This is a genomic window from Pseudomonas sp. LB-090624 (assembly GCF_003205205.1).
Taxonomy (GTDB): Bacteria; Pseudomonadota; Gammaproteobacteria; order Pseudomonadales; family Pseudomonadaceae; genus Aquipseudomonas.
On record NZ_QJRL01000003.1, the window covers coordinates 128344 to 144167 of the forward strand.

General features: G+C 63.2%; 15 protein-coding genes. 6 read left to right on the forward strand and 9 right to left on the reverse strand.

Going from position 1 to position 15824, the window contains the following annotated elements; genetic code table 11:
- Window positions 1-36: 36 nt before the first annotated feature.
- Window positions 37-609: a xanthine phosphoribosyltransferase gene (locus tag DMX11_RS04450; protein ID WP_003253535.1), complete on the forward strand. Its 573-nt coding sequence runs from the start codon at window positions 37-39 to the stop codon at window positions 607-609.
- Between the two features lie 108 nt (window positions 610-717).
- Here DMX11_RS04450 and DMX11_RS04455 read toward each other — a convergent pair whose 3' ends face one another.
- The 5 genes from DMX11_RS04455 to dadA all read right to left on the reverse strand — a co-directional run bounded on the left by DMX11_RS04455 (window position 718) and on the right by dadA (window position 6454).
- Complete coding sequence (locus DMX11_RS04455; protein ID WP_110743600.1) at window positions 718-2577, reverse strand: acetyl-CoA hydrolase/transferase C-terminal domain-containing protein; 1860 nt, start codon at window positions 2575-2577, stop codon at window positions 718-720.
- 137 nt (window positions 2578-2714) lie between these two features.
- On the reverse strand, window positions 2715-3119 hold the full coding sequence (locus tag DMX11_RS04460; RefSeq protein ID WP_110743601.1) for a cytochrome c5 family protein: 405 nt from the start codon (window positions 3117-3119) through the stop codon (window positions 2715-2717).
- Between the two features lie 154 nt (window positions 3120-3273).
- Window positions 3274-3822 (reverse strand): cupin domain-containing protein, encoded by a 549-nt coding sequence (locus tag DMX11_RS04465; RefSeq protein ID WP_110743402.1) that lies wholly within the window; start codon window positions 3820-3822, stop codon window positions 3274-3276.
- A gap of 107 nt (window positions 3823-3929) precedes the next feature.
- A complete protein-coding gene (alr, locus tag DMX11_RS04470; protein ID WP_110743403.1) occupies window positions 3930-5003 on the reverse strand; it encodes an alanine racemase in 1074 nt (357 codons plus the stop codon).
- 146 nt (window positions 5004-5149) lie between these two features.
- Window positions 5150-6454, reverse strand: coding sequence for a D-amino acid dehydrogenase (gene dadA, locus DMX11_RS04475; RefSeq protein WP_003253522.1), 1305 nt, complete (start codon window positions 6452-6454; stop codon window positions 5150-5152).
- Between the two features lie 156 nt (window positions 6455-6610).
- Here dadA and dadR point away from each other — a divergent pair, with 156 nt between their 5' ends.
- Entirely contained in the window at window positions 6611-7099 is a 489-nt protein-coding gene (dadR, locus tag DMX11_RS04480) for a transcriptional regulator DadR (protein WP_003258963.1), read from the forward strand.
- Between the two features lie 2 nt (window positions 7100-7101).
- Here the strand turns inward: dadR and DMX11_RS04485 are convergent, their stop codons facing one another.
- Window positions 7102-7455 carry a YkgJ family cysteine cluster protein gene (locus DMX11_RS04485; protein ID WP_110743404.1) on the reverse strand — a complete coding sequence of 118 codons (354 nt, stop codon included), beginning with the start codon at window positions 7453-7455 and terminating at the stop codon, window positions 7102-7104.
- 195 nt (window positions 7456-7650) lie between these two features.
- Between DMX11_RS04485 and DMX11_RS04490 the strand changes: the two genes are divergently transcribed.
- Entirely contained in the window at window positions 7651-8943 is a 1293-nt protein-coding gene (locus DMX11_RS04490; protein WP_110743405.1) for an FAD-binding oxidoreductase, read from the forward strand.
- A gap of 12 nt (window positions 8944-8955) precedes the next feature.
- Here DMX11_RS04490 and DMX11_RS04495 read toward each other — a convergent pair whose 3' ends face one another.
- The gene (locus tag DMX11_RS04495) at window positions 8956-9186 is read right to left on the reverse strand and encodes a DUF1127 domain-containing protein (protein ID WP_110743406.1); all 231 of its coding nucleotides are present in this window, start codon (window positions 9184-9186) and stop codon (window positions 8956-8958) included.
- A 178-nt stretch (window positions 9187-9364) separates the two neighbouring features.
- On the opposite strand from DMX11_RS04495, the gene DMX11_RS04500 reads away from it, so the two are divergent.
- Together DMX11_RS04500 and DMX11_RS04505 are read left to right on the forward strand one after the other, a co-directional pair.
- Complete coding sequence (locus DMX11_RS04500) at window positions 9365-10795, forward strand: PLP-dependent aminotransferase family protein (RefSeq protein WP_110743407.1); 1431 nt, start codon at window positions 9365-9367, stop codon at window positions 10793-10795.
- A 60-nt stretch (window positions 10796-10855) separates the two neighbouring features.
- On the forward strand, window positions 10856-12406 hold the full coding sequence (locus DMX11_RS04505; protein ID WP_110743408.1) for a phospholipase D family protein: 1551 nt from the start codon (window positions 10856-10858) through the stop codon (window positions 12404-12406).
- Between the two features lie 78 nt (window positions 12407-12484).
- Here the strand turns inward: DMX11_RS04505 and DMX11_RS04510 are convergent, their stop codons facing one another.
- Window positions 12485-13624: an MFS transporter gene (locus DMX11_RS04510; protein ID WP_110743602.1), complete on the reverse strand. Its 1140-nt coding sequence runs from the start codon at window positions 13622-13624 to the stop codon at window positions 12485-12487.
- 141 nt (window positions 13625-13765) lie between these two features.
- Window positions 13766-15259 carry an aldehyde dehydrogenase gene (locus tag DMX11_RS04515; protein WP_010955785.1) on the reverse strand — a complete coding sequence of 498 codons (1494 nt, stop codon included), beginning with the start codon at window positions 15257-15259 and terminating at the stop codon, window positions 13766-13768.
- A gap of 196 nt (window positions 15260-15455) precedes the next feature.
- Here DMX11_RS04515 and DMX11_RS04520 point away from each other — a divergent pair, with 196 nt between their 5' ends.
- Window positions 15456-15815, forward strand: coding sequence for a cupin domain-containing protein (locus DMX11_RS04520; protein WP_110743409.1), 360 nt, complete (start codon window positions 15456-15458; stop codon window positions 15813-15815).
- Window positions 15816-15824 lie beyond the last annotated feature (9 nt).

Below are 15824 nucleotides of genomic sequence, written 5' to 3' on the forward strand. Positions count from 1 at the left end.
TCCAGCGGCAACCTTTGTTACATCGAGGAAATCACAGTGGAAGCACTGCATCAGAAGATTCGCGAAGAAGGCATCGTGCTTTCCGATCAGGTTCTCAAAGTCGACGCGTTTCTCAACCACCAGATCGATCCGGCGCTGATGCAGCTGATCGGTGACGAGTTCGCCCGCCTGTTCGCCGATGCCGGCGTGACCAAGATCGTCACCATCGAAGCCTCGGGCATTGCCCCGGCCGTAATGACCGGTCTGAAGCTTGGCGTACCGGTGATTTTCGCCCGCAAGCACCAGTCGCTGACCCTGACTGAAAATCTGCTGACCGCCTCGGTGTACTCCTTCACCAAGCAGACCGAGAACACCGTGGCCATTTCGCCGCGTCACCTCAACAGCAGCGACCGCGTGCTGGTGATCGACGACTTCCTGGCCAACGGCAAGGCCTCGCAGGCGCTGATCTCGATCATCAAGCAGGCTGGCGCCACCGTGGCGGGCCTGGGCATCGTGATCGAGAAGTCGTTCCAGGGCGGCCGTGCCGAACTGGACAGCCAGGGTTACCGCGTTGAATCGCTGGCCCGCGTGAAGTCGCTGGAAGGTGGTGTGGTCAGCTTCATCGAATAAACGCGGCACTGCTTCGCGGCCACGCCCGCGCCCACAGGCACAGCACAGTTATCGAACGCTGTGCTGTGCCTGTGGGCGCGGGCGTGGCCGCGAATGGCAGCACCCGTTTCATCTGGTTGCCACCAGCCCCGCCAGCAACAAGCGCTGGTAAAGTTCTTCTTTCAGCCCCTGCGGCTGCCCCAACTGCATACGCTCCAGGTGGCGCTCGTACCCCTCTGGCCCCGGCGCATCCAGCGCGGCCTTACCCAGCTCCAGCACCTCGCTCAGCTTGAACTTGCTCTTCAACCAGTTCAGCGCCCGCAACAGATCCCGCTCCTCGGCCGTAAAGTCCGTGCCCATCGGATACTCCGGGAACAGCCGCGCATGCTGTGCCCTGATCGCCTCCAGGCGTTGCGGGGTATTGTCGGTAAAGCGCGCCTCCAACTGAAAGTCGTCAGCAAGCTTGCCAGCTTCTTTGGCCTGCTTGATCAGGCCCGGCTGGAACCGCGAATCGCTCACCGCCAACAACCGCGCGATCACTTCGCTGTCAGTCTGCCCACGCAGGTCGGCAATGCCGTATTCGGTCACCACGATATCGCGAAGGTGCCGGGGGATGGTGCAGTGGCCATAGGTCCATAACAGGTTCGAGGTGACCTCTCCGCCCGCTTCACGCCAGCTGCGCAACAGCAGAATCGAGCGCCCGCCCTCCAGCGCATGGCCCTGGGCAACGAAGTTGTACTGCCCGCCCACACCACTGAGCACACGGCCGTCCTCCAGCTGGTCGGCCACTCCGGCGCCGAGGAGGGTCATGCCGAACGCAGTGTTGATGAAGCGCGCATCGCGACGCTGTCGGCGCTTGAGTTCCTCCTGCCCATAGAGCTCGTTGATGAAGCTGATACGGGTCATGAAAAATTGCGCACGCTGCTCCAGCGGCATCTCGCGCAAGCGCTGGTAGAACGCTTGCGGGCCGAGGAAAAAGCCGCCATGCAGTATTGCCCCCTGCTCGTCCGCCGGGCGTCGTAGCAGCCCTGCTTCGGCCAACACCAGCAGGCCGTTGACGAACATCTCGCTACAGCCATACAAGCCCTGGGCGAACGTATCCAGGCCTCCTTCCCGCTCGATCAGTGGCTGCCACGGGCCGACATCCAGCGCCTTGAGCACCGCACGGTAACCGGCGTTGTCCCCCTGGCGTGCCAGCAATGCCGCCGCAACTGCATCGCCCATGGCACCAATGCCAATCTGCAGGGTGCCGCCGTCACGCACCAGGCTGCTGGCGTGCAAGCCGATACAGTGATCCTGGATGCCGACCGGCATGTTCGGCGTGGAGAACAGGCGGTGTTGTTCCGCCTCATCCAGCAGCAGGTCGAAGGCATCGATGGGCAGCTCGGCATCGCCTGGCATGTAAGGCAGTTCGGCATGCACCTGGCCCAGCATGAGGATGGTTTCGCCAGCTGCCCGGCGCTTGGCAATCATCGGCAGCAGGTCGAGGGTGATGTCGGGGTTGCAGGCCAGGCTCAGGTGGACAGGCTTTTCGGGTGTGGCGGCCACCAACTGGGCAATCAGGTTCAAGCCCTTGGCGTTGATATCACGTGCGGCGTGGCTGTAGTTGCTGCTGACGTAGTCCTGCTGGGCCGATTCACTGTGCAGCAGGCTACCGGGCTGCATGAAGAACTGCTCGACACGGATGTTCGGTGGCAGGCTGTCGTTGCGCAGGTCTGCGAGGTAGCTGAGTTCTTCGTAGTCAGCGAAGACACGCTCGACGAAGGGTTCGAGAAAGCGCCGTTGCAAGCCATCGCCCAGCGGCGGGCGGCCAAGGGACAGGGCGGTATAGATGGTCAGGCGACGTTCGGGCAGCTCGCGTACACGGGCATAGAGCGCGTTGACGAAGGCATTGGGTTTGCCCAGGCCCAAAGGCAGGCCCATATGGATATGGGTTGGCAGCCGGGACAAGACCTGCTCGACAGCCTGGTCGATGGAGCAGAGGTGCATCAGGGCCTCCTGAAACATCCATGGGTTCAGGGGTTGGACATAGGGCTGAAGTAATTGGTTGCCGGCGAAGAGGCCGGCCAGGCAACAAAAAACAAAGCCCGCCATCAACGGCGGGCCTCATGCAATTCAGCTGTAAATCACAGCCCGGACATTTTCTTGATTGCCCCTTTCAGGTCTTCATCCGAGCAGTCGGCACAGGTGCCCTTCGGCGGCATGGCGTTGATACCGGTAATGGCCTTGGCCAGGATGCCATCCAGGCCGCCCTGGTGGTCGGCGCGTTCTTTCCACGCGGCGGCGTCACCAATTTTAGGCGCGCCGAGCAAGCCGCTGCCATGGCAGGCGTTGCAGTGCTTGGCGATGATCTCGTCCGGCGTCTTGGCACCTCCGCCACCAGCAGTTGCAGCCACTTCCATGCCTTTGCATTCCTGGCCCTGCACGCACACCTGGCCAACCGGCTCCAGGCGTTTTGCGATGTCGTCATTGGTCGCAGCGGTTGCGCTCATTGCCCAGAGGGCGAATACGGCTGCTGGTACGGCCAGCATCTTCTTGATTTGGTTCACGCGAACACCCTCATGGTGGCTAATCACGCTCGCGGCCACGGAACGGCGAGCGTTGAAAAGTATAGCGGGAACCCAGAGGCCGTGAAACGACCCTACACTGGAAAGGGGTATTGCCGAATCAATGCACTGCGCTGGATCAAAAGTTTGAAGGCGTCGCCGCACTGATCAGCCGCGCAGGCTGGTCAAACGGGTTGCGGAAGCGATGCGGCCGGGTGCTTTCGAAGTAGTAGCTGTCGCCTTCTTCAAGGATGAATATCTCGTTGCCGACCACCAGTTCCAGTCGGCCTTCCAGCAGGATGCCGGTTTCTTCGCCGTCATGGGTAAGCATCTCGGCACCGGTATCGGCACCCGGCGGGTACACCTCGGTGAGGAAAGCTATGGCGCGATTGGGGTGCGATTTGCCGACCAGTTTCATGGTGACCGCACCGTCCGAGATATCGATCAGTTCGTGCGCCTTGTAGACGATCTGCGCCGGGCTCTCCGTCTCCAACTCGACCGAAAAGAACTCGACCATCGACATGGGAATGCCGCTCAGCACCTTGCGCAGCGAGCTGATGGAGGGGCTGACGCTGTTCTTCTCGATCATCGAGATGGTGCTGTTGGTGACCCCGGCTCGCTTGGCGAGTTCGCGCTGGGACAGGCCCTTGAGCTTGCGGATGGCTTGCAGTCGTTCGCCGACGTCCAAAGCTGGAGCCTCCTGAAACGGTGAAAGGGGGTGGATGTGAACGATATCATGGCAATGCCGTTCAGTATTTACAACACACCGCCCCTCAACCTGTCCGCTTCAGCGTGTCATTCGCCGACGTAGTCCCGTGGTACCCGCTTCAGGTTGCAGAAGATCTGGTACGGAATGGTGCCCGCATGCGCGGCCACCTCACTGGCCAGCACCTGCTTGCCCCACAGCTCGACCGGGCTACCGACGGTGGCTTCAGGCACGTCGGTGAGGTCGATGCAGAGCATGTCCATCGACACTCGGCCGATCAGCTGGGTGCGCTTGCCGGCCACCAGCACCGGGGTGCCGTTGGGTGCCTGGCGCGGGTAGCCATCGGCATAACCCATAGCGACCACGCCGACACGGGTTGGCCGGGGGCTGACGAACTTGGCACCGTAGCCCACCGGCTCACCGGCGGGCAGCTCGCGCACGCTGATGACCCGCGATTGCAGCGTCATCACCGGTTGCAAGCGTTCGGCCTCGGCCTGGGGCTCGTCGAACGGCGAAGCACCGTACAGCATCAGGCCTGGGCGCACCCAGTCGCTGGGCGCTTGCGGCCAACCCAGAACGCCAGGGGAATTACGCAAGCTGCACTCGGCAGCCAAGCCCTGTCGGGCGGCTTCGAACACTGCGATCTGCTGCGCGGTGGCATCGGCGTCCAGCTCGTCGGCGCGGGCGAAGTGGCTCATCAGCACAATGCGTGAAACCTTGCCGCTGGCCAGCAGGCGCTGGTAGGCCTCGTGGTAGTCCTTGGGGTGCAGGCCGGCGCGGTGCATGCCGCTGTCCAGCTTCAACCAGACGGTCAGCGGCTTGTGCAGCTGGGTCTTTTCGATGGCTTCCAGCTGCCAAAGCGAGTGCAGCACGCACCACAGGTCGTGCTCGGCGATCAGCGCCAGCTCGCTGGCTTCAAAGAAGCCTTCCAGCAACAGGACCGGGGCCTTGATACCGGCGGCGCGCAATTCCAGCGCCTCTTCGATGCAGGCCACGGCAAAGCCGTCGGCTTCGGCCTCCAGGGCCAGGGCACAGCGCACGGCGCCGTGGCCGTAGGCATCGGCCTTGATCACGGCGAGGGCTTTGGCGCCGGTCAGTTCACGGGCCAGACGGTAGTTGTGGCGCAGGGCCTGGAGGTCGATCAGGGCGCGGGCGGGACGCATGGCGGCTGCCTTATGGTGGTTCACAGGTTGAAAACGGTGTTGGGTTCTTCGCGGCTAAAGCCGCTCCCACAGGGGACCGCACAATGTCCATGAACATGCGATCCTTGTGGGAGCGGCTTTAGCCGCGAATGAGCCGGCACAGGCTATTACTGCTGGTGAGCCGGCGCGCTTTGCCCGTGCTTGGCCACTTCCCGGCTGTTGCCATAACGGGAAATGTCCAGGCCTTCGGCACTGATCTGCGGCTTCTTGCGCGCAATCAGGTCGGCAAGCAGGCGGCCCGAGCCGCACGCCATGGTCCAGCCCAATGTACCGTGACCGGTGTTCAGGAACAGGTTGCGGAAGGCCGTGGCACCGACGATCGGCGTACCGTCCGGGGTCGCCGGGCGCAGGCCGGTCCAGAAGCTGGCCTGGCTCAAGTCACCGCCGCGAGGATAAAGGTCGTTGACGATCATCTCCAGTGTTTCGCGCCGGCGCGGGTTCAGCGACAGGTCAAAACCGGCGATTTCAGCCATCCCGCCAACGCGGATGCGGTTGTCGAAACGGGTGATCGCAACCTTGTAGGTTTCGTCGAGAATGGTCGAGGTCGGGGCCATGTCGGCGTTGGTGATCGGCACGGTCAGCGAATAACCTTTCAATGGGTACACCGGGGCCTTGATGCCCAGCGGCTTGAGCATCTGCGGCGAGTAGCTGCCCAGCGCCAGCACATAGCGGTCAGCGGTTTCCAGCTTGCCATCGATCCACACGCCATTGATACGGTCACCCGCGAAGTCCAGACGTTGGATGTCCTGGCCGAAGCGGAACTCCACGCCGAGCTTCAGCGCCATGTCGGCCAGCTTGGTGGTGAACAGTTGGCAATCGCCGGTCTGGTCATTTGGCAGGCGCAGCGCGCCCGCCAGGATGTCTTTCACGCCCGCCAGGGCGGGTTCGACGCGGGCGATGCCGTCGCGATCAAGCAGTTCATAGGGCACGCCGGACTGCTCGAGCACGGCAATGTCCTTGGCAGCAGCATCGACCTGGGCCTGGGTGCGGAACAGCTGGGTAGTGCCCAGGCTGCGGTTTTCGTAGTTGATGCCGGTTTCGGCGCGCAGTTCGTCGAGGCAGTCACGGCTGTACTCGGACAGGCGCACCATGCGCTCCTTGTTCACCGCGTAACGGCTGGCGGTGCAGTTGCGCAGCATCTGGGCCATCCACAGGTACTGGTCGACATCACCCGTGAGCTTGATCGCCAGAGGGGCGTGGCGCTCCAGCAGCCATTTGATGGCTTTCAGTGGCACGCCGGGGGCGGCCCACGGCGAGGCATAGCCGGGCGAGATCTGGCCGGCATTGGCAAAGCTGGTTTCCATGGCCACCGCTGGCTGGCGGTCGACCACCGTCACTTCGAAACCTTGCCGGGCCAGGTAGTAGGCACTGGCGGTTCCGATTACGCCGCTACCAAGTACCAGAACTCGCATCGTTGTATCCCTCATACGCGGCACGCCGCAGACTTTTATTGAAATGGCATGAATGGGCGCAGTATAAAAATTTGAGACCAGTGCAATTCACTATATAAAAGCCTATTATTGGCGAGAATTCTCGGCAAAAACGCCTTTCACGGAGGGGCATCCCCTATGAGAACCCAGCACCAGAGCAAGCGTGAACTGGACAAGATCGACCGTAACATCCTGCGTATCCTGCAGAATGACGGGCGTATTTCCTTCACCGAACTGGGCGAGAAAGTTGGGCTGTCCACCACCCCTTGCACCGAGCGGGTTCGCCGCCTGGAACGCGAGGGCATCATCATGGGCTACAACGCCCGCCTGAACCCGCAGCACCTCAAGGGCAGCCTGCTGGTGTTCGTCGAAATCAGCCTGGACTACAAGTCCGGCGACACCTTCGAGGAGTTCCGCCGCGCGGTGCTGAAGCTGCCGCACGTGCTGGAATGCCACCTGGTTTCCGGTGATTTCGACTACCTGGTGAAAGCGCGCATTTCGGAGATGGCTTCGTACCGCAAGCTGCTCGGCGATATCCTGCTGAAACTGCCGCACGTGCGTGAGTCGAAGAGCTACATCGTGATGGAAGAAGTGAAAGAGAGCCTCTGCCTGCCGATCCCGGACTGAGGCTAGACCAGCACCTGGCGGGTGGTGGCAATGAACTGGTGCACCAGTTGCTCGGCAGCAGGGTCGATCATCGGTTCTGGGCCACGGCCACGTGGGCAGGCCAGGCGCGGGGTAGTGCCAAACAGGCGGCAGATCATCGGCCGCTCCTCGTACACAGTGCACCCGTTGGGGCCCAGGTGCACGCAATCCAGGCGCTCCAGGGCGGCGTCCTGCTCGGCCTGGGACTTACGTGGCAGACGGGCCATTTCTTCCGCCGAGGTAGTGACCGGACCGCAACAGTCATGGCAGCCGGGTTCGCACTCGAATGAAGGGATGAGTTCGCGCAGGAAGTGGATCTTGTGGCGGTTGCAGGACATGGCTGAGTACAAAGTTGGAAACTGAGGTTGGATTATAGGGCCAATCGCCGGCAAGCCAGCGCCCACAGCCACACCACTGGTCTCGGGGACTGCACAGACCCTGCAAGGCTGGGTTGCTGGCGATGAGGCCGGTTGCCCACCCTAAAGCCCCGGCTTATCCTCCTCCCCTCGCCCACCAGCCACAGGACCGATGCAATGATCCACAGCGCGCAGCACGCCGCCTCCTACTACGCCGCCAGCAGCGCGCCACACCCGGATCATTCGTTTCTGCAAGGCGAACACAGCGCCGACGTATGCATCGTCGGCGGTGGCTACTCAGGCCTTAACACTGCCATCGAACTGGCCGAGCGCGGCTTCTCAGTTGTCCTGCTGGAAGCGCGCAAGCTCGGCTGGGGCGCCAGTGGGCGCAATGGCGGGCAGCTGATTCGCGGTGTCGGCCATGGCCTGGAGCAGTTTCTACCGGTCATTGGCGAGGACGGCGTGCGCAGCATGAAGCTGATGGGCCTGGAGGCCGTGCAGATCGTCCGCGAGCGGGTTGAAAAGCACGCCATCGCCTGTGACCTGACCTGGGGCTACTGCGACCTTGCCAACAAACCCGCCGAATTGCTGGGCTTTGCCGAAGACGCCGAAGCGCTGCGCAGCCTGGGCTATGCACATGAACTGCGCCTGGTCGGCAAGGACGATATCCACAGTGTGGTGGGTGCCGACTGCTATGTAGGGGGGCTGGTCGACATGGGCTCTGGGCATCTGCACCCGCTCAACCTGGCACTGGGCGAAGCCGCCGCAGCCGCCCGCCTGGGCGTCAAGTTGTTCGAGCAATCCGAAGTCACCCGCATCGACTATGGCACTGAAGTGCAGGTGCATACCGCCCAAGGCCGGGTGCGCGCCAAGACCTTGGTGCTGTGCTGCAACGCCTATCACAACAACCTCAACCGCGAACTGGGCGGCAAGGTGTTGCCAGCCGGCAGTTATATCATCGCCACCGAGCCGCTGGGTGAGGAGCGCGCCCGCAGGTTGCTGCCGCAGAACATGGCGGTGTGCGACCAGCGTGTGGCGCTGGACTACTACCGCCTGTCCGCCGACAACCGCCTGCTGTTCGGGGGTGCGTGCCATTACTCAGGGCGTGACCCGAGCGATATCGCCGCCTACATGCGGCCGAAGATGCTCAAGGTGTTCCCGGAGCTGGCCGACGTGCGTATCGATTACCAGTGGGGCGGCATGATCGGCATCGGTGCCAACCGCCTGCCACAGGTCGGCCGACTGGCCAGCCAGCCGAACGTGTATTACGCCCAGGCCTATTCGGGCCATGGGCTCAACGCCACCCACTTGGCGGCGCGCCTGCTGGGCGAAGCCATCAGTGGCCAGGAGAGCGGGCGTTTCGACCTGTTCGCCAAGGTGCCGCATATCACCTTCCCTGGCGGCCAGCACCTGCGCTCGCCGCTGCTGGCGTTGGGGATGCTCTGGCACAGACTCAAGGAATTGGTCTAGGGCCCTGTCCTGTCAGTCCCTCCAGAATGGTTTATGTCCCTCGATTCGGGCTTGCTCCCAGCTCAGCCCGACATCGCGTAACTCATCATCGGTCAACTGCAGCAGCGCCCTGCGGGTGTGCCAGCGATGCAGCATCAGCCCCCAACGCCCCAGCCCAGCCGGCGCATTGAAAACCCTGGCCTGCTGCCCGGCGTCCAGTTCCTTGGCCAACAGTTGCAAGCGCACATCGCTCATACCACCCATCACTGCACCCTCCCGTTCAGTTGATACCGTGGGGAAAGCATGCGCGTCGGCAGCGCCGGCAATACAGATCCAATACAGCCTTATTATTCCCATACAGAATTGGCCGACGACCTACTGAATGCTGTATTTTCACTTCAACTGTACCGGTCGCTGTCCCAAGGCAGCGTAGGAGTATGCCGTGACCCTGTACCTGAACCTCGCCGAACTGCTCGGCGCCCGCATCGAACAGGGCCTTTACCGCCCCGGCCAGCGCCTGCCGTCGGTGCGCGCCCTGAGCGTCGAGCACGGGGTCAGCCTGAGCACCGTGCAGCAGGCCTATCGCATGCTCGAAGACAGCGGCATGGTCTCGCCGCGGCCCAAGTCCGGCTATTTCGTCAGCGACCAACGGCAGTTGCCGGCACTACCCGCAGTCAGCCGCCCGGCCCAACGCCCGGTGGACATTTCGCAGTGGGAGCAGGTGCTGGAACTGGTACGAAGCAACCCGCGCCAGGATGTGGTGCAGCTGGGTCGCGGCATGCCCGATATCGACAGCCCCACCCTCAAGCCACTGCTGCGCAGCCTCGCGCAGTTGAGCCGCCGGCAGGACATGCCTGGCCTGTACTACGACAACATCCACGGCAACCTGGCCCTGCGCGAACAGGTAGCACGGCTGATGCTCGATTCCGGCTGCCGCCTGGGCCCGGCCGACCTGGTGATCACCACCGGCTGCCATGAAGCGCTGTCGTGCAGCATCCGCGCAGTGTGCGAACCAGGCGATATCGTCGCAGTCGACTCGCCCAGCTTCCACGGCGCCATGCAAACCCTCAAGGGGCTGGGCATGAAGGCGCTGGAAATCCCTACCGACCCGGTCACCGGCATCAGCCTGGAGGCACTGGAGCTGGCCCTGGAGCAGTGGCCGATCAAGCTTGTCCAGATCACCCCCAGCTGCAACAACCCGCTCGGCTACATCATGCCCGAAGCCCGCAAGAAGGCCCTGCTGAGCCTGGCCCAGCGCTACGATGTGGCCATTCTGGAAGACGATGTGTACGGCGACCTGGCCTACACCTACCCGCGCCCGCGAACCCTCAAGTCGTTCGACGACGATGGCCGCGTGCTGCTCTGCAGTTCGTTCTCCAAGACCCTCGCCCCCGGCCTGCGGGTTGGCTGGGTGGCGCCCGGCCGCTACCTGGAACGAGTACTGCACATGAAGTACATCAGCACCGGGAGCACGGCCAGCCAGCCGCAGCTGGCCATCGCCGACTTCATCGCTGGCGGGCACTACCAACCTCACGTACGGCGCATGCGCAGCCAGTATCAGCGTGGCCGCGACCTGATGAGCGACTGGGTAACCCGCTACTTCCCGGCGGGCACCCGGGTCAGCCGGCCGCAGGGCGGCTTCATGCTCTGGGTGGAATTACCCGAACATTTCGATACCCTGCGGCTGAACCGCGCTTTACTGGAGCAGGGCGTGCAGGTTGCCGTAGGCAGCATCTTCTCGGCTTCGGGCAAGTTTCGCCATTGCCTGCGCATGAACTTCGCCGCGCGGCCTACGCCGCAGATCGAAGCGGCCGTGCGCAAGGTAGGTGAAGCCGCCCTTCGTCTACTGGATGAAGAAAACGCCGACGCGTAACTTTGCACCGCCCGCCACGGTCCAACCCCTAGAGCCCATGCTGCACAGGACGATCCACCCTTGAGACTCCAGCGAGCCTTGCCTTTGCTGCTGATGTTGCTCGGCCTAGCCGGCTGTGCCAGTGTCAGCATGCCCCGCGAAACCAGCCAGGCGCTGCCCGCCAACGACTCGGCCTTCGGCCGCTCGGTGCTGCGCCAGGCCGCCCCCTACGGCGGTCGTTCGGGTTTTCGCCTGTTGCCCAACAGCAACGAGGCATTTCGCGCCCGTGCCGAGCTGATCCGCAACGCGCAAGGCAGCATCGACCTGCAGTACTACATCGTCCACGACGGCCTCAGCACCCGTGCCCTGGTGCATGAACTGCTGCGCGCCGCCGACCGTGGGGTGCGCGTGCGTATCCTGCTCGACGACACCACCAGCGATGGTCTGGACACCATCATGGGAACGCTCGACGCCCACCCGAATATCCAGATCCGCGTGTTCAACCCGCTGCACCTGGGCCGCAGCACCGGCGTGACACGTGCCGTTGGCCGGCTTTTCAACCTGTCACGCCAGCACCGGCGCATGCACAACAAGTTGTTCCTGGTGGACAACAGCATGGCCATCGTCGGCGGGCGCAACCTGGGTGACGAGTACTTCGATGCCGAGCCCAACCTCAACTTCACCGACATCGACCTGCTGGGTGTTGGCCCGATTGCCGAACAGCTCGGGCACAGCTTCGACCAGTACTGGAACAGCGCCCTGGCCCGGCCGATCACCGACTTCCTCTGGCATGACCCGGACGCCAGTGACCTGCGCGCCAGCCGCCACCGCCTGGAGGTGTCGCTGGCCGAAGCCAGGACCCAGCGCAAGGCCCTGTACGATCGCCTGATGGCCTATCAGTCGCGGCCGCACCTGGATGTGTGGCGCAACGAGCTGATCTGGGCCCACGCCCAGGCGCTGTGGGATGCCCCGAGCAAGGTGCTGGCCGACGATGAGCCAGACCCGCAGTTGCTGCTGAGTCAGCAATTGGCGCCAGACTTGGCCAGTGTGAAGCTCGAGCTGATGCTGACCTCGGCCTACTTCGTGCCGGGTGAACCGGGGCTGCTGTACCTGACCGGCCGTGCCGACGCCGGGGTTTCGGTGAAGCTGCTTACCAATTCGCTGGAGGCGACCGACGTGCCTGCGGTACACGGCGGTTATGCGCCCTATCGCCGGGCCTTGCTTGAGCACGGTGTAGAGCTTTACGAGCTTCGCCGCCAACCCGGTGACCCCAGCGCGGGCCGCTTGAGCTTCCGTGGAAGCTCGGATTCGAGCCTGCACACCAAGGCGATCGTGTTCGACCGGCGCAAGACCTTTATCGGCTCGTTCAACTTTGACCCGCGCTCGGTGCTGTGGAACACCGAGGTCGGGGTGCTGGTGGACAGCCCGGAGCTGGCCGAGTACACCCGCGAACTGGCCCAGCAGGGTATGGCCCCAGCGTTGAGTTACCAGGTGAAGCTGATGGGCGACAAGCTGGTATGGGCGACCGAGGACAATGGCCAGCAGCATGTACTGACCTCTGAGCCGGGCGGGATGTGGCGCAGGTTCAACGCCTGGATCAGCAAGGCGGTTGGCCTGGAGAAGATGTTGTAGCGGCATTTTCCGGGGGCATTCCACCTTTGTGGGGGCAGCCCTGCGCCGCGATCGGGCCGCAAAGCGGCCCCAGAATCTTCAGGCAGACACTGCCTCGAAAGCCCCACGCCGCTGGGTCAGCACCACCAATCCTGCAGCACCTGCGGCCATCAGCAGCAGCAACGCATGCCCGCTGATCCACTGGCTCCCCGCCCCCGCCAGCAATGGCCCAAGCAGGCAACCAATGCCCCAGAGCTGCGCCACATGGGCGTTGGCCCGCACCAGCTCGTCATCACGGTAGCGCTCGCCAATCAGCACCAGCGACAGCGTGAACAGGCCGCCGGCACTGGCCCCGAACAATACCCACAACGGCCAGATCAGCGGCGTGTGCAGCAACAGCGGAATCGCCAGGCTGGACACCAGCAAGGTCACCGCACAACCGGTGAACAGCGCGCGTCGCGACATGCGGTCAGCCAGCGCGCCAATGGGCAGCTGCAGCACCGCGTCGCCGACCACCACGGTACTGACCATGAACAGGGCGATTTCAGTGGTAAAGCCTTGCTGCAGACAATAGACCGGCAACAAGGTCAGGATCATCGCCTCGAATGAGGCAAACAGGGCAATGGCCCAGGCAATGACTGGCAAACGCCGGCAAAAGCCGAAAAGGTCGCCGAAACTGACGCTGCAGGCTTCGGTACTCGGCGCGCCGCCACGCCCCAGCAGCGCCAGCGGCGCAAGCAGCAACAGGCCGGTTGCGGCCCAGAAGCCGAAGTCGTCGCTGGAGCCGAGGAAGCCCAGCACCAGCGGCCCTGCCAGCTGGCTCAAGGCGTAGCTGCTGCCATACAGCGCCACCAGTCGGCCGCGCCATTGCTCGACCACTAGTTGGTTGATCCAGCTTTCGCCAAGGATGAACACCACAGTCAGGGACATGCCGATCATCAGCCGCAGCAGCAGCCACAAGGGATAGCTGGGCAGGAGTGCGACCAGGCCGATCGACAACGCCCCGCCCCACAGGCATATGCGCATGGCCGAAGGCACACCGACCCAGCCGGCCAGGCGGCTGGCCAAGCTGGCTCCGGCCAGAACGCCCAGGGCTGGCATCGCCGCCATCACGCCGATGGCGAAGCTGCCATAGCCCCAGGCCTCCAGGCGCAGGGATACCAGTGGCATGCTCACACCCAGCGCCAGGCCCACACTCAGCACCGAGGCCAGTACGGCGAAATAGGTACCCCAACGCATTGCAGCCTCCCAGGCAGGTTTTTCCAGGCCCATTCGCGGGACAAGCCCGCTCCCACAGGTCCCCTTGGCTGTTCAAAGGCAGCGGTACCTGTGGGAGCGGGCTTGTCCCGCGAATGGGCCGCAAAGCGGCCCCTGCTGGAATTACAGCTTGATCCAGGTCGCCTTCAGCTCAGTGTACTTCTCGAGTGCGTGCAGCGACTTGTCACGGCCGTTGCCCGACTGCTTGAAGCCGCCGAACGGCGCGGTCATGTCACCACCGTCGTACTGGTTGACCCAGACGCTGCCTGCGCGCACGGCACGGGCGGTCTTGTGGGCCTTGGAAATGTCCGAAGTCCAGATACCAGCCGCCAGGCCATAGGGCGTGTCGTTGGCTATGGCCACAGCTTCTTCGGCAGTGTCGAAGGCGATGACCGACAGCACTGGGCCGAAGATCTCTTCCTGAGCGATGCGCATGGCGTTGGTCACGCCGTCGAAGATGGTCGGCTCGACGTAGGTGCCGCCGGTTTCTTCCAGGGTACGCTTGCCGCCAGCCAGCAGCTTGGCGCCGTCCTTGTGACCTGCTTCGATGTACGACAGCACGGTGTTCATCTGCTGGGTATCGACCAAGGCACCGACAGTGGTCTGTGGGTCCAGCGGGTTGCCTGGTTTCCAGCCTTTCAGGGCCTCTACCACCATCGGCAGGAACTTGTCCTTGATCGAACGCTCGACCAGCAGGCGGGAACCTGCGGTGCACACTTCGCCCTGGTTGAAGGCAATGGCGCTGGCAGCAGCCTCAGCGGCAGCTTGCAGGTCTGGGGCGTCGGCGAAGACGATGTTCGGGCTCTTGCCGCCGGCTTCCAGCCAGATGCGTTTCATGTTCGACTCGCCCGCGTAAACCATCAGCTGCTTGGCGATCTTGGTCGAACCGGTGAACACCAAGGTGTCCACGTCCATGTGCAGGGCCAGGGCCTTGCCGACGGTGTGGCCGTAGCCTGGCAGCACGTTCAGCACGCCAGCCGGGATACCGGCTTCGATCGCCAGCTGGGCAATGCGAATGGCTGTCAGCGGCGATTTTTCGGACGGCTTGAGCACGACCGAGTTACCGGTGGCCAATGCAGGGCCGAGCTTCCAGCAGGCCATCAGCAGCGGGAAGTTCCAAGGTACGATGGCGCCGACCACACCTACCGGCTCGCGGGTAACCAGGCCAAGCTGGTCATGCGGGGTCGGGGCAACTTCGTCGTAGACCTTGTCGATGGCTTCGGCAGTCCAGTGAATGGCTTGGGCCGCACCTGGGATGTCGATGCTGGAGGAGTCGCCAATCGGCTTGCCCATGTCCAGCGTTTCCAGCAGCGCCAGCTCTTCGACGTTCTTGCGCAGCAGGTCGGCGAAGCGGATCAGCTTGGCCTTGCGCTTGGCCGGGGCCAGCTGCGACCAGACGCCGGAATTGAAGGTGGCACGGGCGTTTTCTACAGCGCGGTTGGCATCGGCCAGGTCGCAGCTGGCAACCTTGGCCAGGAAGCGTCCGTCGACCGGGCTCAGGCACTCGAAGGTTTCACCGGATACGGCATCGGTGTATTCGCCGTTGATGAAGGCACGGCCTTCGATCTTCAGTTGCTGGGCACGTTGTTCCCAGTCCGCACGGGTCAGGGTGGTCATACGAAACTCCTCCTCTTGTTTAGGTGCAACGCCGCACTGAGGACTCACAGGCGTTGTCAGAATTCTGGCCGGGCGACGACCGCACACTGGCAAGCGATACCCTAAACCAGCCCGTATAAACTATCAATATATTTGACACGAAAGGCCTAAAAGCCTACTGATGTTCATTTTATTAAACAAAAACAGGAGCCGCACCATGAGCATCGACAGCATCATCGACTTCGCACAGGTCATCACCGAAGCCGAACGTTACCGCCCGGCCGCGGAGAAAATCCTCAAGGGTGAGCCCGACCAGGCCGTCTACAACCATTACACCAGCCCATGCGGGCAGTTTGCAGCTGGCGTCTGGGAAGGTGAGGTGGGGCAGTGGACGGTGAGCTACACCGAGCATGAATACTGCGAGATCGTTCAGGGCGTTTCGGTGCTGCGCGACCAGGACGGCGGCGCGAAAACCCTGCGTGCCGGCGATCGGTTCGTCATCCCCGCCGGCTTCAAGGGCACCTGGGAGGTGCTGGAGCCGTGCCGCAAGATCTACGTGATGTTCGAGCAGAAGTAACTATGTAGC